Genomic DNA, 23,484 nt, shown 5'->3' with positions numbered 1-23,484 from the left:
CAGACGGAGGGTGTCCGGCCGATGAGGCGCAAGTCCGGGGTACCGGTCAGTCCCCTCCCGCAGCGCCACGGCGTCGACCCGGTCCGGCTGCGACTGCCCGTGACCGGCTCCTGGCCGACCGCCAGGGAGTACCTGCTCGAACGCTACGCGGCCGCCGTCGGCGCCGAGCGCGTCGAGGCGATGCTGGACGGCGGCGAGTTCACCGCCCAGGACGGCCCGATCACCGCCGACCGCCCCTACCGCCCCGGCGAGTACCTCTGGTTCCACCGCGAACTGCCCGCCGAGACCCCCGTCCCGTTCGCGGTCGACGTCCTGTACCAGGACGACCGGCTGGTGATCGCCGACAAACCGCACTTCCTCGCCACCACCCCGCGCGGCCGCCACGTCGCGCAGACCGCCCTCGCCCGGCTGCGCCGCGACCTCGGCCTGCCCCGGCTGAGCCCCGCGCACCGCCTGGACCGGCTCACCGCGGGCCTGGTGATGTTCGTCGCCGACCCCCGCCACCGCGGCGCCTACCAGGGGCTGTTCGAACACCGGCTGGTCCGCAAGGAGTACGAGGCCGTCGCCCGCTTCGACCCCGCGCTCCCGCTGCCGCGCACCGTCCGCAGCCGGATCGTCAAGGAACGCGGCGAGCTCGCCTCCCGCGAGGTCCCCGGCGAGCCGAACGCCGAGAGCCGGATCGAGCTGCTCGGCCACCGCGGCGGTCTGGCCCGCTACCGGCTGCACCCGCACACCGGCCGCACCCACCAGCTGCGCCTGCACATGTCGGCCTGCGGCCTGCCCATCCTCGGCGACCCGCTCTACCCCGAGGTGCTCGCCGAACCGGCCCCGGACGACTTCCGCCGGCCGCTCCAACTCCTCGCCCGCACCCTGGAGTTCACCGACCCGGTGACCGGCGTCCGGCAGCTCTTCCACAGCCGCCGCGAGCTGGCCGCCTGGACGGCGCCGCAGGAGTGGGACGCGCCGTAGCCGGGCCCGCTCAGCCGGGCCCGGCGGCGGCCAGTGCGCGGACCGCGGCGACGGTGTCCGCCTCCTCGGCGAGCTTGTCGTCCCGGTAGCGGACCACCCGGGCGAACCGCAGTGCCAGGCCCGCCGGATAGCGGGGGCTGCGCTGCAGGCCGTCGAAGGCGACCTCCACCACCAGCTCCGGCCGGACCCGGACGGTGGTGGAGTCCCGCCCGACCTCCCGGGCCAGCAGCTCCCGGGTCTGCCACACCAGCAGCTCGTCGGTCAGCCCCTTGAACGTCTTGCCCAGCATCACCCACGGCGGCAGCCCCTGTGCCCCGGCCGCCCGGGCGCCCAGGTGCAGGTTGCTCAGGAATCCCCGGCGACGGCCCGAGCCCCACTCGGCCGCCAGCACCACCAGGTCCAGGGTGTGGTGCGGCTTCACCTTGATCCAGCCCGCACCGCGCCGGCCCGCCGCGTACGGCGCCGCCGGGTCCTTCACGAGGACACCCTCGTGCCCGTGGCCGAGGGCGTCCCGCAGGAAGGCCTCGGCCTGCCCGGGATCCCCGGTGAGCAGGCCCGGCACCCGCAGCCCGGCGGGGACGGCCTGCTCCAGCGCGGCCCAGCGCCGGGCGGCCGGGAGATCGAGCAGGTCGGTGCCGTCCAGGTGCAGCAGATCGAAGAAGAACGGCCGCAGCGGAGTCTCGGCGCGCAGTCGGGCCGGGTCCTGGCGGGAGGCGGCCCGGGCCGCCGTCACCTGGAACGGGCGCGGCCGACCGCCCGGGCCGAGCGCGATCGCCTCTCCGTCCAGGACGGCCGAGCCGACCGGCAGGGCCAACGCCGCCTCGACCAGTTCCGGGACGCGCCCGGTGATCTCGTCCAGGCTGCGGGTGAACACGGCCACCTCCCGGCCGTCCCGGTGCACCTGGACCCGGATCCCGTCCAGCTTCCACTCCAGCGCCGCGGGGCCGTCGATCCGCTCCAGCGCGGCCGCGGTGTCCGGTGCGGCCGCCGCCAGCATCGGCCGCACCGCCCGGCCCACCCGCAGGCCGAAGGCGCGCAGCGCCGGCTCACCGTCCGTGAGGGCGGCGCCCGCCACCGCGCGGGCCGAGCCGCGCAGCATCAGGGCGCGCCGCACGGCCGGGGCCGGGACGCCGGCGGCCTTCGCCACCGCGTCGCCCAGCAGTGCGTCGAGCGCGCCCTGCCGCAGGTCGCCGACCAGCACACCGGCCAGCAGCTCCTGCTCCGGCCCGGTCGCCCGTCCGAACAGCGCGTCCAGCAGCCGTCGGCGCTCGGCCCGGGCGCCCGCGCCGTGCACGGCCGCGATCGCGGCCAGCGCGTCCTCCGTCTCCAGGACCCCCAACGAGGGCGCCGGCGCCGGGGCGGGCAGGTCGCCCAGCGCCGCCGGGCCGACCCCGATCCGCTGCCGCCGGGACTCACCGGACAGCAGGGCGACCGCCGCCGCCCCCTCGGCCGGGCCGAGTTCGCGCAGCAGGCCCGCCAGCAGGCCGACCTTGGCGTTGCGGGCCGGTTCGGCGGCGACCGCGCGGGAGATCTCGGCGATGCGGTGCAGCACGGCGGCCTCCCGGGTGTCCGCCCGGGGTTCCCCGGGTCGGCTCCCATGCTGGTCCGTCCGCGGGAGCGGTGCGCGTCGAGGCCGCGGGTGGCCCCGGCGGCCTCGGCGCGCGACGCTGGTGGGTAGGCCGCGACCTGCCCCGGGCCGCGGTACCGCGAGCGTCGGAGGACACCATGACCACTGCCGCACACCCGGGTGCCCGCCCTGTCCCGCTCGGCCCCGAACCGGCCGAGACCCCGGAGTGCGAGTCGAGCACCAGCCACGAGATCTCGACCCCCGAGGCCCCGGAGCTGCACAACGCCTGGCCGGGCTGGGCACCCATGCTGCTGATCGCCGTGATGGTGCTCGCCTGCGTCCTGTTCATGGTCGGCCGGATCTTCTCGATCTGACCCGGCCGTGCCCGGCGCGGCGCAGGACCTGACGCCGCGTCGGCCCCGATTACCCTGCCGGTTACCATGTGTGACGTCTGAACAGCACATGGAAGTGGTGGTTGCGCTGAACCCCTCCCGTACCGGCGCCGTCGTGCTCCTCGCGGCCGCGATGGTCTGGTCCTCCGGCAGTCCCGCCGCGCCGCTGGCGCCCCGGGGCGGGCCCGCGGACCCGGTCTATCCCGCGCTCGGCAACGCCGGCTACGACGTCGAGCGCTACGACCTGGACTTCACCTACCGCCCCGACAGCCGCAAGGTCGACGCCACCGCGCGGGTCACCGCGCGCAGCCTGGAGCGGCTGCCCCGGTTCGAGCTGGACGCGCTCGGGCTGGACGTGCACGCGGTACGCGTCGACGGGGCGCCGGCCGCCTTCCGGCTGCACGACGAGAAGCTGGTGGTCGAGCCGGGCCGCGCCGTCCCGGCCGGCGCGGTCATGACGGTCTCGGTGGCGTACACCGCCGATCCGCGCGCCTCGCTGCCGCACACGGGCTGGGTGCCCACCGACGACGGGTTCGCCGTCGCCGGGCAGCCGGACGGCGCGCACACCGTCTTCCCCTGCAACGACCACCCCAGTGACAAGGCCCGCTTCACCGTCCGGGTCACCGCCCCGGACCAGCTGCTCGGCGTCGCCAACGGCACGCTCGCCGCCGGCGCCGCGCGCGACGGGCAGACCACCCGTACCTACGTCTCGCGCTACCCGATGGCCACCGAGCTGCTCCAGGTCTCGGTCGGCGCCTACACGGTCAGAGAACGCCGCGGCCCCGACGGCACGCCGCTGCGCGACGTCGTCCCGACCACCCGGGCCGCCGCCACCGAGCCCGCGCTGGCGCTGACGCCGGGCCAGCTCGGCTGGCTCGAACAGCGGCTCGGGGCCTTCCCGTTCGAGACGTACGGCCTGATGCCCGCGGACACGGACGACCCGGAGGCCTTCGACTTCACCGGTCTGGAGACCCAGACCCTGACCATCTACAAGCCGGCCTTCCTGCTCCAGCCGGAGGCGAAGATCGGCTCGCACATGGTGCACGAGCTGGTGCACTCCTGGTTCGGCGACAGCGTCACCCCGCAGAACTGGGCCGACCTCTGGCTCAACGAGGGCCACGCGGACTTCTACGGGCTGCTCTACCGGTACGAGCGCGGCTGGCCGGACTCGCTGGGCTTCACCTCCTTCGAGGCCCGGATGAAGGACACCTACGCCCGGGGCGACCAGTGGCGCCACGACTCCGGCCCGGTGGCGGCCCCGAACGCGGCGAACCTCTTCGACAGCCAGCGCTACCTCGGCGGCGTCCTGGCGCTGTACGCGCTGCAGGAGGAGGTCGGTCCGGACGTGTTCAACCGGATCGAGCGCGAGTTCCTGCGGCGGTACCAGCACGGCACCGCGAGCACCGGCGACTACATCACCACCGCGTCCCGGGTGGCCGGCCGGGATCTCGGCCCCTTTCTGAACGCCTGGCTCTACGGCGACCGGACCCCGCCGATGCCCCACCACCCGGACTGGACCGTCGGCCCGGCCGCCGGCGTGCAGCGTTCGTTCGCGCCCGTGCCGAGGGGGAGCGCCACACTCTGACGCGCCGCCCCGGGACGGGCCGTGGCGGACGGCGGCCGAGCGCGGCCTCGACCCGCGCCGGCGGCCGTCCGTCCGCCACGGCGGCGAGGGCGACCGGCACAGGCTCCACCGCCTCGCCGTCGCCGCCGTCCACCGCCCGGCGGATCCGCTCCACCAGGCCGTCGCGGACCGCGGCCGTCGCCCTCGCCTCCCTTCCGTGGGCGCCCGCGGGGCCCTGCGGGCGCCCACGGTGCATTCGGAGCCGGCCCGCAGCCGGATGGGTCGCCGGTCGCGCCCGGTGCCGGAGCCCGCCCGAAGCGATGCGCCGACGCCGCGACCGTGCGCCCGCGCGGCCCGTCCGGGCACTCGGCCGCCCGGGCGCTCGGCGGCCCGGGCCGAGCCCCGGCCACCGCACCCCGGCGGTCACCGGCCCCGGTCGGCCAGCGGTTCGCGGGCGGCCCGGGCCCCGGAGGCCAGCGCACCCTGGACGGACCCCGTCGCCCGGTGACGGGATGGAGACCTCCGGCCGGTTCTTCCACCCGGGCCCCGAGCGGCGCGAGCGCCGCCAGGTCGCGGGCCGAGGCCGGCCGGCCGGGCCGCAGGTCCCCGGCCTCGCCCGGCCGCCGGGTCGGGTCGACGAAGCGCAGCCGTTCGCCCCGGCCGACCAGGAGGAACCCGGGGGTGAACGGGTGCAGCCGCAGCGACCGCAGCTCCAGCCGCCGCCTGACCTGCGGGTACGAGGTGTTGAACACCTGGAAGCCGCGGTCCAGCCGGAAGCCGCGCACCAGGTCGGTCCGCATCCGGCCGCCGACCCCGTCCGAGGCCTCCAGGACCAGGACCCGCAGGCCGCCCGCGACCAGGTCCTGCGCACAGGCGAGACCGGCCAGGCCGGCCCCGACAACCACGGCATCGAGGGTCACGGCACCGGCCTCCTTCCGGACGAGCGATCGGATCCTCCCGGACGGGCCCGGTGGCCCGGCCGCCGGTCGTCCGGCGTCCAGTCATGCCCCCCCGGCCCGCCGCGGCCCGAGGCGCCCCGCGGGGACCTGACTCGTCCGGGTGCGCGATCGGGCCGATCGCGACAGGGTTGGGAGGTCAGGTCCTCCCGGCGTACCAGTTGGAGCTTCCCGTCATGACCGAGCAACCCAAGGCTCAGATCGGCGTCACCGGACTGGCCGTGATGGGCCGGAACCTCGCCCGCAACCTCGCCCGCCACGGCTACCGCGTCGCGGTCCACAACCGTACGGAGGCGAGGACCACGGCGCTGGTCGAGGAGTTCGGCCACGAGGGCGAGTTCGTCGCCACCGGGTCCATGGCGGAGTTCGTCGCGTCGCTGGAACGGCCCCGCCGCCTGGTGATCATGGTGAAGGCCGGGCAGCCGACGGACGCGGTCATCGACGAGCTGGTGCCGCTGCTCGACGAGGGCGATGTGGTGCTGGACGGCGGCAACGCGCACTTCCTCGACACCCGCCGGCGCGAGCAGGCCCTGCGCGAACGCGGCCTGCACTTCGTCGGCAGCGGCATCTCCGGCGGCGAACAGGGCGCGCTGGAGGGCCCCAGCATCATGCCGGGCGGCACCGCGGAGTCGTACCGGGTGGTCGGGCCGCTGCTGGAGGACATCTCCGCCAAGGTCGACGGCGAGCCCTGCTGCACCCACGTCGGCCCGGACGGGGCCGGCCACTTCGTCAAGATGGTGCACAACGGCATCGAGTACGCCGACATGCAGCTGATCGCCGAGGCGTACGACCTGCTGCGGCACGCCGGCGGCCTGCGGCCCGCGCAGATCGCCGACGTCTTCCGCGGCTGGAACGGCGGCCGGCTGGAGTCCTACCTGATCGAGATCACCGCGGAGATCCTCGCCCACACCGACGCCGCGAGCGGCAAGCCCTTCGTCGACGTGGTGCTGGACCAGGCGGAGCAGAAGGGCACCGGCCGGTGGACGGTGCAGACCGCCCTCGAACTCGGCGTCCCGGTGAGCGGCATCGCGGAGGCCGTCTTCGCCCGCTCGCTCTCCGGCAGCGCCGACCTCCGCCGGGCCACCGGTGACCTGCCCGGCCCGACCGAGACCTGGCTCGACAGCACCGCCGCGGACCGGTTCGCGGACGACGTCGAGCAGGCGCTGTACGCCTCCAAGATCGTCGCGTACGCGCAGGGCTTCCACCAGATCCAGGCCGGCAGCAAGGAGTACGGCTGGGAGATCGACCCGGGCGCGATGGCCGTCATCTGGCGCGGCGGCTGCATCATCCGGGCCCGCTTCCTGGACCGGATCAAGGCGGCGTACCAGGGCGACCGGGAGCCGGCCACCCTGCTCACCGACGACCACTTCCGCGAGGCCCTCGGCTCCGCCCAGTCCGCCTGGCGCCGGGTGGTCTCCACCGCGGCCCAGCTGGGCGTGCCGGTGCCCGGCTTCTCCACCGCGCTCGCCTACTACGACAGCCTGCGCGCCGAACGGCTCCCGGCCTCGCTCGTCCAGGGCCAGCGCGACTTCTTCGGTGCCCACACCTACCGGCGGGTCGACCGCGAGGGCACCTTCCACACTCTCTGGGGCGGCGACCGCAGCGAGGAGCAGCACTGAAGGCAGCACCGACGGGTGCGGCGGCGGTCACGGGCGTGCGCGACTTCCGCCTGGATGTGGCGGGCCCGGATCGGGGGAGCGGTCTGCCAGGTCTATTGACGGACAGTCTAATAGCTCCTACCTTCTCGACAGTACGGGGAATGCCGTCGCCGAGGAGGCCGCGCAGTGACCACCCAGCCCGCCGAACCGCGCACCAGGGACCGCGAACAGACCGCCCAGCGGCTGCTCGCCTCCTCCGCCAAGCTCTCGTTCGACCCGGCCAAGGACGTCGACTGGCAGTCCCCGCCGGTACCCGGCCGCTACTACGCCCCGGCCCACCACCTCTCCCTCTACGGCACCGACCTGTGGGAGCGGCTCGACGAGGACCAGCGGATCGAGCTCAGCAAGCACGAGGTCGCCAGCATCGCCGCCGTCGGCATCTGGTTCGAGGAGATCCTCATGCAGATGCTGCTGCGGCACGCCTTCGACCGCGACCCGACCACCGCCCACGTCCAGTACGCGCTCACCGAGATCGCCGACGAGTGCCGGCACTCCGTCATGTTCGCCCGGATGATCTCCTGGATGGGCGTCCCCGCCTACGGCCCCAACCGTCTCGCCCACAACCTCGGCCGCATCTTCAAGGCCACCTCCACGCACAGTCAGACCTTCGGCGGCACCATGTACGTCGAGGAGATCCTGGACGCCTTCCAGCGCGAGGTGATGAACGACGAGACCCTCCAGCCGCTGACCCGTCAGGTCTCCCGGATCCACGTCATCGAGGAGTCCCGGCACATCAGCTACGCCCGCGAGGAACTGCTGCGCGGGCACATCGGCCCCGTCCGCCGCCGCTGGGAGCAGCTCTTCGTCGGCCTGATCGTCTACTTCGCCACCGTCAGCCTGATCAACCCCCGCCTCTACGCGGCCGTCGGCATCGCCCCCGAGGCCGGCCGCCGGGCAGCCAGGGCCAACCCGCACTGGCGCGCCACCAAGGTCCGGCTGGCGAGCAAGGTGATCGGCGTCCTCGACCGCGCAGGCCTGGTCGGCCGGACCAACCGCTGGCTGCTGCGCGCGGCCGGAGTGCTCGCCTGAGCGCACACCGGCGGGGTCGCCCCCGGGGGCTGTGCTGACTGCAGGGCCGCGGGGGGCGCTGCCGGTCCCGCGCGTGCGGGGAGCAGACCGTGCGCCGGGCGGACACCCTCGGCGCCCGCCGCGGCCAGACCGGGCGGAGGCTCGACCAGGTCGCCACCGGGATCGGCCGGCTCCGCCGCGAACGCCATCGCCTGACCGTCCGCGCCATCGCCCGGCGCGCCGACGTGTCCGCCACGTTCCGCTACGACAACGCCGAGCAGTTCCAGCGACGCTGACCGGTCAGCGGAACGCGGCGATATTGCGGGCGGCCCAGTCGCCGAACGGGCGCGGGGCGCGGCCGAGGACCCGCCGGACGTCCGGGCTGACGCGCAGTTCGGCCGGGTTCGGGGAACCGAGGATGGTCAGGGTGTCCTCGGCGAGCTCAGCCGGCATGCTCCGGGCCATGGCGGCCTTGGCCTCGCCGCGGGTGAGGTCGTGGAACCGCACTGGCGAGCCCAGCGCGGCGGCGATGGCCTCCGCCTGCCGGCGCGGCGTGATCACCTCCGGGCCGGTCAGCTCGTACACGCCGCCGGTGTGCCGGTCATCCAGCAGGCAGGCCGCCGCGACCTCTGCGATGTCCGCCGGGTCGATGATCGGCACCCCGATGTCGCCGAAGGGAGCGGCGACGACCCGCTGCGCGCGGATGGACTCGGCCCACCACAGGGCGTTGGAGGCGAAGCCGCCCGGCCGCAGGATGGCCCACTCCAGGCCGGACTCCCGCAGCACATCCTCCAGCGCGCGCATCGCGATCCGCGTTGCGCCGAAGGGCCTGGTCGCCACGCCCTGCGTGGAGAGCAGGACGACCCGGCGGACCCCGCCGGCCTCGGCTGCGCCGATGATGTCGGCCGGGCTGGCTCCGGCGGCGTGCATGTCGCCGGGCAGCAGCAGGAAAAGCGCTTTCGCTCCGGCCAGCGCGGGCTCAAGGCCGGTCGGCTCGGCCAGGTCGGCCGCCACGTGGCGGACGCCGTCCGGCATCGCCGCCGCGTGCCGCGACACCGCCGTCACCTGCTGGCCCGCCTCGGCCAGTGCCCGCGTCAACGGCCGGCCCACATTCCCGGTAGCCCCGGTCACCACGATCATTTAGAGCTCCTTGTCCGATGTCCTTTGTGGCCTTCACGGTAGGAGCCGGGCTAACTCTTGGTAAGGACATACCTCCAGGTAAGCTCATCACGTGACGGGAAGCGCGCAGCACATACGGGCCGAGGCGGCGGAGCGGTATGAGGTGTTTCACACCGACTGCCCCGCGCGCGATGTGGTCGACCACGTGACCAGCAGGTGGGGCGTCTGGGTGTTGATCTCCTTGCGGGGCAACGACCTCCGGTTCTACGAGCTGCGCGAGAGCATCCAGGGCATCAGCGAGAAGATGCTCGCCCAGACCCTGCGCGCGCTGGTCCAGGACGGCCTGGTCTGGCGGGAGGTCGAGCCGACGACGCCGCCCCAGGTCACCTACGGGCTGACCGAGTTCGGTCGGGACGTCGGCGAGCCACTGGCGGAGCTGTTCGACCGGATTACGCGGCAGCTGTCGCCGCGCAGCGCGGGATAGCGTGGTAGGGGCCGACCACGCAAGCGCATCCAGCGTGACCGAGCACCCCACTGACCCGAGGACCTGGTCCGGCCGGTCCGCCAGGAGGCGGGCCTGAGCCACGCTCAGCTCGCGCCGAGGAGACCGGTGTTGTGCCCGACGGGCCGGTGACGTGCAGGCTGTGCCACCGGCAACCGGATGCCGCCGACGGGCGAGTTCAGATACACGTTCCGGCACTGTTCCTGGAAGTCGCCGAGGCCGAGCGCTCGGGCGTGGCCGAGCACGTCGGAGCGCTGCCGGGACTGGAGGTCGGAGGCCCGTGTCCGAACGGCAACCTGGGCGGCGACAAGCCGGCTCCGCGGCCTGCGCCTGCCGCCGGTGTTCCGGCCGGCCGCTGATGGCCCGTCGGCGACGTGTCCGGTTCAGAGCGCCCCGAACGCCGGTCGAGCAGGTCGCGGCCGCCGTCATCGCCGTGGTGCCGGTGGTGTGGCTCCTCCAGGCGATGCGCCCCGGCGCCGATCATCCGCCGGTCCGCCCGAGGGCACCCGAGCGCGGGGGCGGCCCGAGGCGGTGCGCTCAGGCGTCGGCGTCGGTGTCGACCCCGTGCAGCAGTTTGCGCAACAGCAGGTCGAGGGTGGCGCGTTCGGGGTCGGTGAGGGGGGACAGCAGGCGGGCCTCGTTGGCGGCGTGGTCGGTGAAGGCCGCGTCGACGACGCCACGGCCGGTGTCGGTGAGGGCGACCAGGAAGCTGCGCCGGTCGTCGGGATCGAGGCGGCGCTCGACCAGGCCGGCGGACTCCAGGCGGTCGAGCCGGCTGGTCATCCCCGCGCGGGACATCATCAGGGTGGCCGCCAGCACGGACGGGATGAGCACGTACGGCGGGCCGGACCGGCGCAGGGCCGCCAGGACGTCGAACTCGCCGCGCTGCAGGCCGTGTTCGCGGAACACCCGGTCCACCGCGCGGCCTGCGAGCATCGCGAACCGGCCGAGACGTCCGGCGGTGCCGACGGCCGCGAGGTCCAGTCCCGGGCGTTCGCGGCGCCACTGGTCGAGAATCACGTCCACCTGGTCCATGGACGTATGCTATTCGATGGGAGATAGTTAGACGCAGTACTATCAGTCGCGGAACAATCCCGGGGAGAGATCATGTCGCTGGTGGGTCACGAGGCCGTGGTCGTGCGCAGCGGGGAGGCCGAGACCCTGTCCCTGCTCGGCGGTCGGGCCAGGCTGCTGGCGGACTCCAGCGCCACCGGCGGGGCGCTGAGTACGCTCCGGGTCACCCTCGGGCGGGGGGCCGACGGCGCCACCCCGCACCGCCACGGCAGGTCCTCGGAGCTGTTCTTCGTCGTCGACGGCTCGGCGCAGCTGCTGGTCGGCGAGGAGGTGGTGACCGCCGGGAGCGGGGATCTGGTGGTCGTGCCGCCGTGGGTGCCGCACGCCTTCGCGGCCTCGCCGGCGGCGGGGGCGGACCTGCTGATCGTGATCACTCCCGGGGTGGAGCGCTTCGGGTACTTCCGGCTGCTCGAACGGCTGGGCCGCGGCGAGGGGACCGTCGAGGAGCTGCTGGCCTCCCAGGAGCGCTTCGACAACCACTTCCTGGACGCCCCGCTCTGGACGGCGGCCCGGGAGGCGGCCCGGGCCGAGGGGCCCGAGGCCGGGTGAGCCGGCTGCCGCCGTGACGCGAAGGGGCGGGCACCGCCGCGGCGGTGCCCGCCCCGGTCGATCACCGGGCGGCGGTGGTCACCACTTGTCCCAGCCGATGTTCCAGCCGCTGAGGCCGTTGGCCGGGTCGACCTGCTTGCCGACCGAGTTCTTCACCGTCACCACGTCGCCGATCAGCGCGGACGCGTAGAAGCGGCCCGCGACCGAGTTGTTGTCGCCGTCCTCGGCGGAGCCGTCCTGGAGGCCGACGCAGCCGTGGCTGGTGTTGCGGCTGCCGAACGGGTTGTCGGGCGCGTACTTGCCGTGGACGTAGGTGCCGGTGGGGGTGAGCCGCAGTGCGTGCGGCATCTTCACCTTGTAGTCGGGGCCCTCGTGGTTGACCACGGTGGAGGAGTCCATGACGGTCGTCCCCTCCTTCGCCATGATCACCATCGTGCCGTTGAAGGTGTTCTGCGAGGCGGGCGAGTCCGCCCCGGCGCTGATCGGGATGGTCTCGGCCGGCTTGCCGTCCTCCTCGACCACCATCTGGTGGGACGAGGCGTCCGCCGTGCTGACCCGGGAGCGCCCGATGGTGAACGACTGGTCGCTGTCCACCTCGCCGTAGACGCCCGGCGCGGTCTCGACGCTCTTCAGGCGGTAGTGGGCGACGACCTTGCTCTGCGGCTTCCAGAAGGTCTGCGGACGGAAGTCGACCCGGCTGTCGTTGAACCAGTGGCCCTTGACCACGCTGCCGTCGGAGGTGTCGAAGGTGATCGCCTTCTCCACCGCCGCGCGGTCCTTGACGGGCTTCTTGAACGTCAGCGAGACGATCATGCCGGTGCCGTAGGTCTGCCCGTCCGCGATGTTGTCCTGCGGACTCGCCACCTGCTGCGGCGTCAGCGTGGTGAAGCTGCTCTCCGCGGTCGTCGCCACCCCTTCGGCGTCGGCCGCCTTGGCGCTCACCTTGTACTCGGAGGAGACCGCGAGCCCGGCCGCCGGGGCCCAGCCCAGGCCGTCGGCGGTGAGCGCGCCGGGCACCTCCGCGCCGTCCTTGCCGGTGACCTTGACCTCGGTCAGCTTTCCGTTCGCGACCGACACCTTGAGAGCGCCGGTCGGCTTGACGCCCGTCGCCCCGTTCGCCGGCTCGATGCTCACGGCCGCCGCGGACTTCTTCTCCTTGGACGCGGCGGGCCCGGAGGCCGACCCGCCCCCGCCGCCGCTGCACGCGGTCGTCAGCGCGAGCGCGCCACCGAGCACCGTCGCCGCCAGAACCCTGTACCTGCGCTCCACCCGAGTTACCCCTTTTGCCGTGATCCAGTCGTATATACGCAGCGGCGGGCGGTCAGGTTCCACGCCGAGGGCGACGATTCGGTCACACTGGGGCTTCGCGACGGCAGGCGGAGCGTCCGGACCGGGGTTGCGGCGGGCGGCCGCACTCCGATGGCGGCCGTGGCCCACCGGGCCGAGCAAGTACATCCGCTGGGCGATCGCGATGGCCGGCCTCCAGGACCGCACCCACTGAGCCCGGACGCCGCGCTGCGGGCCCGGGAGCTGTGCGGCAGCGCCCGGGCCTTGAGCTGCCGCAGCGAGAGCGGGGCCGCTGCCCCGGACGAACAGACGGACCGCGGCGACCGCGAGAACCGCGCCGCCCGCCCGGGCGAGCACGGGGGAGAGGCCGAGCAGGCCGAACACGGCGGCAGGCGCCCGCCGCCAGCACCAGCACGTCCGCCAGGGCGGACCGGCCCGCCGATAGGACCAGGCCGCGCTCGACGAGGACGCCGTGGATCTGCCGCAGCGCCTGCCGTGCCTCCCCGCGCCCCGGCAGCCGGTGGAGCTCCACCGGGTTGCCGAAGGCCGGGAGGAGGCCGGCGAGCACCGCCGCGGCAACCGGCAGCGCGACCGCCGGGACGAGCGGAATCCCCCGCATGGCGTACCCCCCGATGCCGAACGCCGTGCGAGAGCGCTCCGGCACCGTAGCGCGACCGGCCGGTCGGGAGTACGGAATCCGGCCCCGGCTACTGGCCCCGCAGCCGCTCGATGTCCCGGCGCTCGCGCTTGGTCGGGCGGCCGGCGCCACGATCACGGGCGGCGACGACGGCGACCTCCTCGCGCGGCGGGGGCGGCGGGCTGTTGTCGACGAAGCACTCGGCCGCCGGAACCGGGCCGACCCGCTTGCGGACCAGCTTGGCGACCACCACCACGCGCTCACGCCCGGCGTGGAACACCCGGACCTCGTCGCCCGGGTGCAGCGACTGCGCCGGCTTGACCTTCTCCCCGTTCACCCGCACGTGGCCGGCCCGGCAGGCCGCCGCGGCCAGGGCCCGGGTCTTGGTCAGCCGGACCGACCAGATCCAGCTGTCCACCCGTACGGTTGCGTCCTGCGACTCCATGCCGTCGACCTTAACCGCAGCCGTGCGGGCCGCCGAAACGGATATCGCGGCGCCGCGCCGGGCCCGACGTCAGCCGACCCGGGCCGGCACCTCGAAGATCAGCTCCAGGCCGTCCACCTCGTCCCACTGCTCGCCGACCGCCACGAAGCCGAAGCCCCGGATGGTGGCCAGCGACCCCTCGTTGTCCGGACTGATGGTGGCCCGCACCGTGTGCACCGCGGGCTCGGCGGCGGCGAGCCGCAGCAACTCGGCCAGCATCGCCCTGGCGTACCCCTGCCGGCGGAACTCCGGTGCCACCGAGTACCCGACCTCGACCATGCCCGCCTCGTCGGGCCCGCCGTGGAACCCGGCGTAGCCGACCACCTCGCCGTGCGGCCGCGCCACCGCGGCCCGTGCGAGCCACGGCGCGTCCTGCGGCCGCTCGGCCAGCTGGTCGAGCCGGTACCGCCAGAGCCAGCAGGCCCGGTCGGTCAGGAAGAAGTCGGTGAGGCGCAGCCCGACGAGGTCGCCGGCGCCCGCCAGGTCGCCGGCGAGGAGCGCGGTCATCGCGGGGGCGGGCAGCAGGGTGAAGCCGATCCGTCGGGGGACGCCGGGGCTGGCCGCGTGGGCCGGGGAGTGATCGTTCATGCTGCGGATGCTGCTGCACCGGACCGGTGGTGTCCACCGCATTGCGGACGGCCGCGCCCGGTGCGACGCGGCGATCCCCGGTTCGACCGCCCGGCGGCCGGAGTTCGACGTACCGGCACGGTCCGGTGAACGGGCGGTCATGTTCGCGCGCACAAGGACTGATGTACTGGTGGGGAGACAGGACAGCCCGGCCCCACCTGCCGGACGGGGTCGGGGTGACGCGACCGAAGGAGACGCGATGGTGCACGCACGGGCCGGATTGCAGGCGGATCCCGGAGACCTGGTGGACGTGGCGAGGCTGGTGACGGCCTATTACACGCTGCACCCGGACCCGGACGAGCCCGGGCAGCGGGTCGCCTTCGGGACGTCGGGGCACCGCGGTTCCTCGCTCGACACGGCGTTCAACGAGGACCACATCGCGGCCACCACCCAGGCGATCTGCGAGTACCGCGCGGCGCAGGGCACCACCGGCCCGCTGTTCCTGGGGGCGGACACCCACGCGCTCTCCGAGCCGGCCCTGGCCACCGCGGTCGAGGTACTGGCGGCGAACGGCGTCACGCTGCTGCTGGACAGCGCGGACGGCTACACCCCCACCCCCGCGGTGTCGCACGCGATCCTCACCCACAACCGGGCCAACCCGCTCGCGCGGGCCGACGGCATCGTGGTGACGCCCTCGCACAACCCGCCGCGCGACGGCGGGTTCAAGTACAACCCGCCGCACGGCGGCCCGGCCGGCTCGGACGCCACCGGCTGGATCCAGGACCGCGCCAACGACCTGATCCGGGCCGGCCTGGCGGGCGTGCACCGGCTGCCGCACGCCCGGGCGCTGGCCGCCGACACCACCGGCCGCCACGACTTCCTGGGCCGCTACACCGAGGACCTGCCGTCGGTGCTGGACCTGGACGCCGTCCGGGCGGCGGGCGTGCGGATCGGCGCGGACCCGCTGGGCGGCGCGTCGGTGGCGTACTGGGGCCGGATCGCCGAGACGCACCGCCTCGACCTCACGGTCGTCAACCCGCTGACCGACCCGACCTGGCGGTTCATGTCGCTGGACTGGGACGGCAAGGTCCGGATGGACTGCTCGTCGCCGTACGCGATGGCGTCGCTGATCGGCCGCCGGGACGAGTACGCGGTCGCCACCGGCAACGACGCGGACGCGGACCGGCACGGCATCGTCACCCCCGACGGCGGTCTGATGAACCCCAACCACTACCTGGCGGTGGCGATCGACTACCTCTTCCGGCACCGCAAGGACTGGCCGTCCGCCGCCGCGGTCGGCAAGACCCTGGTCTCCTCCTCGATGATCGACCGGGTCGCGGCCGAGCTGAAGCGCGAACTGGTGGAGGTGCCGGTGGGCTTCAAGTGGTTCGTCGACGGGCTGCTGGACGGCTCGGTCGGCTTCGGCGGGGAGGAGTCGGCCGGGGCGTCGTTCCTGCGCCGGGACGGCGGGGTGTGGACCACGGACAAGGACGGCATCCTGCTCGCCCTGCTCGCGGCCGAGATCACCGCCGTCACCGACCGCAGCCCCTCGCAGCACTACCAGGACCTCGCGGCCCGGTTCGGCGCCCCCGCCTACGCCCGGGTGGACGCGCCCGCCGACCGCGAGCAGAAGGCCCGGCTGGCCAAGCTCTCCGCTGACCAGGTGCGGGCCGGCGAGCTGGCCGGCGAACCGATCACCGCGGTGCTGACCGAGGCGCCGGGCAACGGCGCGGCCATCGGCGGACTGAAGGTGTGCACCGAGAACGCCTGGTTCGCGGCCCGGCCGTCCGGCACCGAGGACGTCTACAAGATCTACGCCGAGAGCTTCCACGGCCCCGACCACCTGGCCCAGGTCCAGGACCAGGCCCGCGCCCTGGTGACCGAGGTGCTGGAGGCCTGAGACCCGGCCGGGCCGCCCGGGCCCGACCGGGTGTCAGACCGGCTGCGCACCGCCGCCGCCGTCCGGACCGCGGACGGCGGCGGTGTTCCAGGGCTTGCCGACGGCGGCCAGCGAGCTTCCCGCCAGGGCCAGCGCCTCGCCGAGCACCCCCGCGATCCGGCTCGCCTCGCCGAGCTGCTCGCGGGCGTCCCGGACCGTCCTGACCAGGTCCAGGTCGGACACCTCGGGAGAGGAAGGGGTGAGCCGGCCGGCGGCCTGCTCGCTGCTCAGGAAGGTGCCGAGGCGGTCGAACAGCTCCGGCAGGTTCGCCGCGAGGGTGTGCAGGGAGCCGACCGTGTCGGTCAGCTGGTCGGCGTCCAACAGGCCGGGCCGGTCGTGCAGTTGGGCGATCTGATTGGCGGATCGGATGGTGTCGGCGGCCTCGGAGATCAACTCTCCGATCGGACGGTGCGACGGTACGGGCCGGCTCATCGGCATACCCCTCGGCTGGTCGGTGCGGGTGGGGCGGTCACCCGCCCCGCACTGAGCCTGCCCCGGGACCGGGGCTTCAGCGGATCGGAAACCGGCCATCCGCTGCGCGGCCGGATCGCGTCGGGAGGGTCGAGTGCCGTGCGCGGCTCGCTGTCCTGACCACTGAGCCGTGCTCGGAGGCGGATCGGGCGCCAGATGGCTGGGAGCGCTCCCAGTGATCGCCGGCGAATCCCATCCGGAGGGAGGGGAGGGTGAACGGGTCGGCGACGCAAGGGGCCGCCGCACATGAAGTCAGATCCGCTGCCGGAGCGTCAAGACGTCCAGCATCGTTCAAGTCTTGAAGGAAAGGCGTTCGGAGAAGTACGGCTCGGAGAGCAGCCGGGTCTCCGCCTCGGGCACCACCAGGGCGATCGAGTCGGTCCGCGAGGTCACCAGCGAGCGGGCGACCCGGTTCGGGACGTAGCCGAGCTCGGCGATCGCCGCCTGCACCGCGGCCCGTGCTGTGGCGCTGACCTTGGGCGAGCCGTTGATCACCCGGGACACGGTGCCCCGGCCGACCCCGGCGAGCGCCGCGACCTCCTCCAGTCTGGGCCGTACGGAACCGCGCCCACCTGCGGGGACGGCGGGAGACGCGGCGGGCCGCGGGGCGGTCGGGCTCATCGTTCACCTCGGGCGGGATAGGGGTGGGGCCGGGGCGGGATCGGGTGTGAGCGGGCCGGTCGGACCGGACCGTCGCGGGCGTCGGCCGGACACGCTCCGGTAACGCATTGGACTTCAAGTCTTGACATGTGACCCCGCCGGGAAGCAATCTTCCGGCAGACGCATGGGAGCGCTCCCACACTCTACTGGCAGAGCCCCAGGCCTCGGCAACGCCACCAGCCGCACGTCAACCGGCCGAATCCAGGCCGTCCCCCTTCGCCCCCGCTCCCGGGACGCACCGCCGCGTACCGGACCAAGGAGATGGACATGCGCACGTCCCGTGCCGCCCGCCCCGCCCCCTCCCGCAGAGCCGCCGTGCTCGTCACCGCCGTGCTGAGCGCCACCGCCCTGCTGGCCACCGGCTGCTCCAGCAGCGGCTCGGGCGCCTCGACCGATGCGAACGAGAAGATCACTCTGACGGTCGGTGACTTCGGGACCTTCGGCTTCAAGGAGGCCGGGCTGTTCGACGCCTACACCGCGGCACACCCGAACATCACCATCAAGGAGAACACCACCACCCAGGAGGCGGACTACTGGACCGCGGTGCAGACCCACCTCGCGGCCGGCAGCGGACTCGACGACGTCCAGGCCCTGGAGGTCGGCCGCATCGCGCTGGCCACCTCCGACGCGCTGAGCGGCGCGTTCCAGGACCTCTCGAAGGCGCCGGGCGTCAAGAAGGACGACTACCTGCCGTGGAAGTGGCAGCAGGGCACCACCGCGAGCGGCAGGACCATCGGCCTGGGCACCGATGTCGGCCCGATGGCCGTCTGCTACCGCCAGGACCTCTTCCAGGCCGCGGGCCTGCCCTCCGACCCGGCCGCGGTCGGTGCGCTGTGGGCCGGCGACTGGTCCAAGTACGTCGAGGCCGGAAAGCAGTTCCAGGCCAAGGCTCCCAAGGGCACGTTCTTCATGGACTCCGCGACCGGTCTCTTCAACGCGGCCGTCTCCAGCTCCAGCGAGCAGTACTACAAGGGCGGCAAGCTCGCCTACAAGGACTCCGCCGGCGTCAGGAAGGCCTGGGAGCTGGCCATGCAGGCCGACGCCGCCGGCACCTCGCAGGGCCTGAAGGAGTTCGACACCCCCTGGCAGACCGCGTTCTCCCAGTCCACCTTCGCCACCACCATCTGCCCGTCCTGGCAGCAGGCCAACATCGAGAAGTACTCCGGCCCGGCCAACGCCGGCAAGTGGAACGTCGCCCAGGCGCCCGCCGCCGGCAACTGGGGCGGTTCCTTCCTCGCGGTGCCCAGCTCGGGCAGGCACGTCGCCGCCGCGCAGGAGCTGGTGGCCTGGCTGTCCCTGCCGGAGCAGCAGGCGAAGGTCTTCCAGAAGGTCGGCAACATCCCCTCCAGCCAGGGTGCCTACGCGCTGCCCGGGGTCTCGGACTTCAAGAACCCCTACATCGGCCCCGACGCCCCCACCGGCCAGATCTTCTCCACCGCCGCCAAGGCCATCAAGCCGGCCGAGACCGGCGTGCACGCCGGTGACCTGCAGAACGCCTTCAGCAACGGCATCCTCCTGGTCGAGCAGAACGGCAAGAGCGCGGAGGAGGCCTGGAAGGCCACCGTCCAGCAGATCGACAGCACCATCCAGTAGCCCGCTCCCGGGGCGGGGCCAACCCCCGCGGCCCCGCCCCGCCGCCGCCCGTTCCACGCGGAGTTCCACTGCCGTCCAGTGACACCGCACGCCGTCCCTCACGGAAGGAAGCCACCCGTGGCCACCTCCATCAGCGCACGCGGAAGCGGACCGGACTCCGCCACTCCCGACCCGCCTGGCCCCGCGCCCGCCGCGGAGAGCCGCCGCCAGGCCCTGCGCAGCCGCCTCTACCGCTGGGACACCAAGGCCTCGCCGTACGCGTTCGTGGCGCCGTTCTTCCTGGTGTTCGCCGTATTCGGCCTCTTCCCGCTGCTCTACACCGGCTGGCTCTCGCTGCACCGGGTCAGCCTGTACAGCGTCGACCGGGCCGAGTGGGTCGGCCTGCGGAACTACACCGACCTGTTCACCGGCCCGGCGAGCCACTTCTTCTGGAACGCCCTGGGCAACACCGTCACGCTCGGCATCCTGTCCACGGTCCCCCAGCTGATGATGGCGATCGGCCTCGCCCACCTGCTCAACTACCGGCTGCGCGCCCGCTCGTTCTTCCGCACCGCGCTGCTCGCCCCGTACGCGACCTCGGTCGCCGCCGCCACCCTGGTGTTCGCGCTGATCTTCAGCCCGGAGAGCGGCATGGCCAACTGGTTCCTCGGCCTGTTCGGCCTCGACCCGGTCGCCTGGGAGGCCGGCGACTGGACGTCCCAACTCGCCGTCTCCACCATCGTCACCTGGCGGTGGACGGGCTACAACGCCCTGATCTACCTCGCCGCCATGCAGGCCGTCCCCGGTGAGCTCTACGAGGCCGCCGCGATCGACGGCGCCTCCCGCTGGCGGCAGTTCCTGCACGTCACCGTCCCGGCGCTGCGCCCCACCATCCTGTTCACGGTGGTGGTCTCCACCATCGGCGCCACCCAGCTCTTCGGCGAGCCCTTCCTGTTCGGCGGCCAGAGCGGCCACCAGGGCGGCGCCGCCCACCAGTACGAGACCCTCGGCGTCTTCATGTACGACCAGGGTTTCCGCAACAGCATGCTCGGCCGGGCCTCGGCCGTCGCGTGGACGATGTTCGCGCTGCTCCTGCTGATCGGCCTGGTCAACGCCCTGATCGCCCGCCGGCTGCGCACGTCGCAGTGAGAGGAGGAACCATGACCACCGCACTCCCGCACACCCGCCTCCTGCGCCGCGTCCCGCGCACCCGGGCCGGCCGCCAGCACCACGCCGGGCCGGTGACCTACGCCGTCCTGGTCGTCGTCGCGCTCGCCTCGCTGTTCCCGCTGTACTGGACCCTGGTCGCGGCCTCCACGGACGCGCACGCCGTGGTCTCCACCCCGCCGCCGCTCGTCCCGGGCGGCAACCTGTTCAAGAACCTCTCGTACGTCTGGCACAACGCCGGCGGCCGGGGGATGGGCGTCGCGCTGCTCAACTCGACGCTGGTGGCGGGCTCCGTCACGCTGGGCACCGTCTCGTTCTCGCTGCTGGCGGGCTTCGCCTTCGCCAAGCTCCGCTTCCCCGGCCGCGGTGCCATGACCGCCCTGGTGGTCGCGACCCTGGCCGTACCGGCCCAGCTCAGCGTGGTCCCGCTGTTCATCCTGATGAAGCACCTCGGCCTGGGCAACCACCTCGGCGCGCTGATCCTGCCCGCCCTGGTCACCGCCTTCGGCGTGTTCTTCATGCGGCAGTTCCTGGTCCAGGCCCTGCCCACCGAGCTGCTGGAGGCCGCCCGGATGGACGGCGCCAACTCGCTGCGGGTGGTCCGCCACGTGGTGGTACCGATCGCCCGGCCCGCGATGGCCGTGCTGGGGATGCTGACCTTCGTCCAGTCCTGGAACGACTTCCTGTGGCCGATCATCGCGATGAACGGCTCCACCAACCCCACCGTCCAGGTCGCCCTGGCCGGGCTCGGCACCGGCTGGTCCACCGACTGGTCGATCATCATGGCCGGTGCGCTGCTCGGCACCCTGCCGCTGCTCCTGGTGTTCGTGCTGTTCGGCAGGCACATCGTCGGCGGCCTCACCCAGGGCGCGGTCAAGGGCTGAGCCCGACCCGCCGTCCGACCTCTCGCACAACCACCGCCCGGCCGGGCACAGTTGATCCGTACCGAGACCACTCCGGTGCGGCCCCGGCGCCCCGGCCGCACCGACTCCAGCACTCTGATGGGAGCGCTTCCCGCATGACTGCCCCCTCTCCCTCCCTCGCCGCCCGGACCACCGTCGACCCGTCCGGCCGGCTCGCCTTCCCCGGCGGGTTCCTCTGGGGAGCGGCGACGGCGTCGTACCAGATCGAGGGAGCCGCCGCCGAGGGCGGCCGGACCCCGTCGATCTGGGACGTCTTCAGCCGCACTCCCGGCAAGGTGCACGCCGGCGACACCGGCGACGTGGCCACCGACCACTACCACCGGTACCGCGAGGACGTCGCGCTGATGTCCGAACTCGGCCTGCAGGCCTACCGGTTCTCGCTCTCCTGGTCGCGGATCCAGCCGACCGGCCGCGGCCCCGCGGTCGAGCAGGGGCTGGACTTCTACCGCCGCCTGGTCGACGAACTGCTCGCGGCCGGCATCCAGCCGGTCGCCACCCTCTACCACTGGGACCTCCCGCAGGAGTTGGAGGACGCCGGCGGCTGGCCCGTCCGGGAGACCGCCGAGCGCTTCGGCGAGTACGCGGCCATCGCCGCCGCCGCCCTCGGCGACCGGGTGAAGTTCTGGACCACCCTCAACGAGCCCTGGTGCTCGGCCTTCCTCGGCTACGGCTCCGGCGTGCACGCGCCCGGCCGCACCGACCCGGCCGACGCGCTGCGCGCCGCCCACCACCTCAACCTCGGACACGGCCGCGCGGTGGCCGCCCTGCGCGCCGGCCTCCCCGCCGACGCCCGGATCTCCGTCACACTCAACCTGCACCAGGTCCGCCCGCTCACCGACGGCGCGGCCGACCGGGACGCCGCCCGGCGCATCGACGCGGTCGGCAACCGGGTCTTCACCGGCCCGATCCTCGACGGCGGATACCCCGCCGACCTGCGCGCCGACACCGCCCACCTGGTCGACTGGGACGACCTGGTCCGGCCCGGAGACGAGGCCACCGTCGCCGCCCCGATCGACGTCCTCGGCATCAACTACTACACGCCGACCCTGGTGTCCGCGCCCGCCGCCGACGAGCGCCCCGCACCCGGCGAGGCCGCCCGCAACGACGCCCACGGCGCCAGCGACCACTCGCCCTGGCCCGGGGCCGAGCACATCGTCTTCCACCTGCCGCCCGGCGAGGTGACCGCGATGAACTGGGCCGTCGACCCGACCGGCCTCTACGACCTGATCACGGACGTCTCCCGGCGCCACCCCCGGCTGCCGCTCATGATCACCGAAAACGGCGCCGCCTACGAGGACACCGTCACCCCCGACGGGGAGGTGCACGACCCGCAGCGCATCGACTACGTCCACCGCCACCTGGCGGCCGTCCACCGCGCCATCGCCGACGGCGCCGACGTCCGCGGCTACTTCCTCTGGTCGCTGCTGGACAACTTCGAGTGGTCCTACGGCTACAGCCGCCGCTTCGGCGCCGTGTACGTCGACTACCCCACCCAGCGCCGCATCCCCAAGGACAGCGCCCGCTGGTACGCCCGCTCCGTCCGGGAGAACGCGATCCCCCCGGTCCGCGACCTGACCTGAACCGGCCCGGGGCAGGGCGCGGGGCGGGCACGGCAGCCGAGGGTCTGCCCCGCCCGCCCCGCGCCCGTCACCCGACAGCGAGGAGCCACACCCGATGCCGACCGTCCGGCCCTACCGCCCCAGCGACCGCGACGCCGTGTACGACATCTGCGTCCGGACCGGCCACCAGGGCGGCGACGCCCGCGGGCTCTACCCCGACCCCCTGCTGCTGCCCACCGTCTTCGCCGGGCCCTACCTGCGGCTCGATCCGGAACTGGCCTTCGTCCTGGACGACGGCGAGCGCGCCGTCGGCTACGTGCTCGGCACCGCCGACACGGCCGCCTTCGTCCGGGCCTTCCGGGACACCTGGCTCCCCGAGGTCACCGCGCACCACCCGGCCCCGGCCGCGGCCCCCGTCACCCCCACCGAGGTCGTCGTCGACCTGCTGCACCGCCCCGAACGCATGCTGCTGCCCGAACTGGCCGACCACCCCGCGCACCTGCACATCGACCTGCTGCCCGAACACCGACGGCAGGGCCACGGCCGCCGCCTGATGGACACCCTGCTGGCCGCCCTCGCCGAGCGCGGCGCCCCCGGCGTCCACCTCGGGATGGTCACCGGCAACACCCCGGCCCGCGCCTTCTACGACCGGCTCGGCTTCCTCGAACTCCCGGTGCCCGACCCGGGCCCGCTGACCTACCTCGGGCTGCCCCTGCCGCGAGCCTGACACCTCCCGACACCTCCGCACACCTCCGAACCACCGCCGAAACACCTCCCGGGCCCCGCCGCCGCGGCCCGCCGCGCGGGCAGACCCAGGTGGCGGTACGCCGTTGCCCCTTACGCGTGTTCCGTCCGGCGCC

21 protein-coding genes and 2 pseudogenes are annotated in these 23,484 nt (G+C 73.8%); 14 read left to right on the top strand and 9 right to left on the bottom strand.

Going from position 1 to position 23,484, the window contains the following annotated elements; translation table 11 throughout:
• Positions 1-21: 21 nt before the first annotated feature.
• Positions 22-969, top strand: coding sequence for a pseudouridine synthase (locus OG871_RS04310; protein WP_371494316.1), 948 nt, complete (start codon positions 22-24; stop codon positions 967-969).
• A 10-nt stretch (positions 970-979) separates the two neighbouring features.
• Here the strand turns inward: OG871_RS04310 and OG871_RS04305 are convergent, their stop codons facing one another.
• On the bottom strand, positions 980-2,521 hold the full coding sequence (locus OG871_RS04305) for an ATP-dependent DNA ligase (RefSeq protein WP_371494315.1): 1,542 nt from the start codon (positions 2,519-2,521) through the stop codon (positions 980-982).
• A 173-nt stretch (positions 2,522-2,694) separates the two neighbouring features.
• Between OG871_RS04305 and OG871_RS04300 the strand changes: the two genes are divergently transcribed.
• Together OG871_RS04300 and OG871_RS04295 are read left to right on the top strand one after the other, a co-directional pair.
• Positions 2,695-2,910, top strand: a complete 216-nt coding sequence (locus tag OG871_RS04300; RefSeq protein WP_371494314.1) for a DUF6480 family protein — start codon at positions 2,695-2,697, stop codon at positions 2,908-2,910.
• An 88-nt stretch (positions 2,911-2,998) separates the two neighbouring features.
• Complete coding sequence (locus OG871_RS04295) at positions 2,999-4,513, top strand: M1 family metallopeptidase (RefSeq protein WP_371494313.1); 1,515 nt, start codon at positions 2,999-3,001, stop codon at positions 4,511-4,513.
• 518 nt (positions 4,514-5,031) lie between these two features.
• On the opposite strand, the pseudogene OG871_RS04290 reads toward OG871_RS04295, so the two are convergent.
• Positions 5,032-5,412: pseudogene (locus OG871_RS04290) on the bottom strand (FAD-dependent oxidoreductase); the annotation flags it as partial.
• Positions 5,413-5,624: 212 nt separating this feature from the next.
• On the opposite strand from OG871_RS04290, the gene gndA reads away from it, so the two are divergent.
• From gndA to OG871_RS04275, 3 genes are all read left to right on the top strand, one after another.
• On the top strand, positions 5,625-7,067 hold the full coding sequence (gndA, locus tag OG871_RS04285; RefSeq protein ID WP_371494312.1) for an NADP-dependent phosphogluconate dehydrogenase: 1,443 nt from the start codon (positions 5,625-5,627) through the stop codon (positions 7,065-7,067).
• 165 nt (positions 7,068-7,232) lie between these two features.
• Positions 7,233-8,135, top strand: a complete 903-nt coding sequence (locus OG871_RS04280) for a diiron oxygenase (RefSeq protein ID WP_371494311.1) — start codon at positions 7,233-7,235, stop codon at positions 8,133-8,135.
• Between the two features lie 89 nt (positions 8,136-8,224).
• A complete protein-coding gene (locus tag OG871_RS04275; RefSeq protein ID WP_371494310.1) occupies positions 8,225-8,410 on the top strand; it encodes a hypothetical protein in 186 nt (61 codons plus the stop codon).
• Positions 8,411-8,414: 4 nt separating this feature from the next.
• Here OG871_RS04275 and OG871_RS04270 read toward each other — a convergent pair whose 3' ends face one another.
• The gene (locus OG871_RS04270) at positions 8,415-9,254 is read right to left on the bottom strand and encodes an SDR family oxidoreductase (RefSeq protein ID WP_371494309.1); all 840 of its coding nucleotides are present in this window, start codon (positions 9,252-9,254) and stop codon (positions 8,415-8,417) included.
• A 142-nt stretch (positions 9,255-9,396) separates the two neighbouring features.
• Between OG871_RS04270 and OG871_RS04265 the strand changes: the two genes are divergently transcribed.
• Positions 9,397-9,717, top strand: coding sequence for a winged helix-turn-helix transcriptional regulator (locus tag OG871_RS04265; protein WP_371494308.1), 321 nt, complete (start codon positions 9,397-9,399; stop codon positions 9,715-9,717).
• 555 nt (positions 9,718-10,272) lie between these two features.
• Here OG871_RS04265 and OG871_RS04260 read toward each other — a convergent pair.
• Positions 10,273-10,770 carry a MarR family winged helix-turn-helix transcriptional regulator gene (locus OG871_RS04260; protein ID WP_371494307.1) on the bottom strand — a complete coding sequence of 166 codons (498 nt, stop codon included), beginning with the start codon at positions 10,768-10,770 and terminating at the stop codon, positions 10,273-10,275.
• A gap of 72 nt (positions 10,771-10,842) precedes the next feature.
• Between OG871_RS04260 and OG871_RS04255 the strand changes: the two genes are divergently transcribed.
• Positions 10,843-11,358, top strand: coding sequence for a cupin domain-containing protein (locus OG871_RS04255; RefSeq protein WP_371494306.1), 516 nt, complete (start codon positions 10,843-10,845; stop codon positions 11,356-11,358).
• Positions 11,359-11,436: 78 nt separating this feature from the next.
• On the opposite strand, the gene OG871_RS04250 is transcribed toward OG871_RS04255, so the two are convergent.
• From OG871_RS04250 to OG871_RS04240, 3 genes are all read right to left on the bottom strand, one after another.
• On the bottom strand, positions 11,437-12,627 hold the full coding sequence (locus tag OG871_RS04250) for an Ig-like domain-containing protein (RefSeq protein ID WP_371494305.1): 1,191 nt from the start codon (positions 12,625-12,627) through the stop codon (positions 11,437-11,439).
• A 725-nt stretch (positions 12,628-13,352) separates the two neighbouring features.
• Entirely contained in the window at positions 13,353-13,727 is a 375-nt protein-coding gene (locus OG871_RS04245) for an RNA-binding S4 domain-containing protein (protein ID WP_371494304.1), read from the bottom strand.
• A gap of 69 nt (positions 13,728-13,796) precedes the next feature.
• Positions 13,797-14,354, bottom strand: coding sequence for a GNAT family N-acetyltransferase (locus OG871_RS04240; protein WP_371494303.1), 558 nt, complete (start codon positions 14,352-14,354; stop codon positions 13,797-13,799).
• 238 nt (positions 14,355-14,592) lie between these two features.
• On the opposite strand from OG871_RS04240, the gene pgm reads away from it, so the two are divergent.
• Positions 14,593-16,233: a phosphoglucomutase (alpha-D-glucose-1,6-bisphosphate-dependent) gene (pgm, locus tag OG871_RS04235; protein ID WP_371494302.1), complete on the top strand. Its 1,641-nt coding sequence runs from the start codon at positions 14,593-14,595 to the stop codon at positions 16,231-16,233.
• Positions 16,234-16,266: 33 nt separating this feature from the next.
• Here pgm and OG871_RS04230 read toward each other — a convergent pair whose 3' ends face one another.
• Together OG871_RS04230 and OG871_RS04225 are read right to left on the bottom strand one after the other, a co-directional pair.
• Positions 16,267-16,704 carry a hypothetical protein gene (locus OG871_RS04230; protein ID WP_371494301.1) on the bottom strand — a complete coding sequence of 146 codons (438 nt, stop codon included), beginning with the start codon at positions 16,702-16,704 and terminating at the stop codon, positions 16,267-16,269.
• A 345-nt stretch (positions 16,705-17,049) separates the two neighbouring features.
• Positions 17,050-17,364 (bottom strand): annotated as a pseudogene (locus OG871_RS04225) (LacI family DNA-binding transcriptional regulator); the annotation flags it as partial.
• Positions 17,365-17,670: 306 nt separating this feature from the next.
• Between OG871_RS04225 and OG871_RS04220 the strand changes: the two are divergent.
• From OG871_RS04220 to OG871_RS04200, 5 genes are all read left to right on the top strand, one after another.
• Positions 17,671-18,996, top strand: a complete 1,326-nt coding sequence (locus tag OG871_RS04220; protein WP_371494300.1) for an extracellular solute-binding protein — start codon at positions 17,671-17,673, stop codon at positions 18,994-18,996.
• A 117-nt stretch (positions 18,997-19,113) separates the two neighbouring features.
• Positions 19,114-20,124 carry a carbohydrate ABC transporter permease gene (locus OG871_RS04215; RefSeq protein ID WP_371494299.1) on the top strand — a complete coding sequence of 337 codons (1,011 nt, stop codon included), beginning with the start codon at positions 19,114-19,116 and terminating at the stop codon, positions 20,122-20,124.
• A gap of 11 nt (positions 20,125-20,135) precedes the next feature.
• On the top strand, positions 20,136-21,026 hold the full coding sequence (locus OG871_RS04210) for a carbohydrate ABC transporter permease (RefSeq protein ID WP_371494298.1): 891 nt from the start codon (positions 20,136-20,138) through the stop codon (positions 21,024-21,026).
• Between the two features lie 134 nt (positions 21,027-21,160).
• The gene (locus OG871_RS04205; RefSeq protein ID WP_371494297.1) at positions 21,161-22,645 is read left to right on the top strand and encodes a GH1 family beta-glucosidase; all 1,485 of its coding nucleotides are present in this window, start codon (positions 21,161-21,163) and stop codon (positions 22,643-22,645) included.
• Between the two features lie 94 nt (positions 22,646-22,739).
• Complete coding sequence (locus OG871_RS04200; RefSeq protein WP_371494296.1) at positions 22,740-23,351, top strand: GNAT family N-acetyltransferase; 612 nt, start codon at positions 22,740-22,742, stop codon at positions 23,349-23,351.
• The last annotated feature ends 133 nt before the right edge of the window (positions 23,352-23,484 follow it).

Origin of the sequence: Kitasatospora sp. NBC_00374 (assembly GCF_041434935.1) — a bacterium.
In the GTDB taxonomy this organism is placed as follows: domain Bacteria; phylum Actinomycetota; class Actinomycetes; order Streptomycetales; family Streptomycetaceae; genus Kitasatospora.
This window is presented reverse-complemented; position numbering and strand designations above follow the sequence as displayed.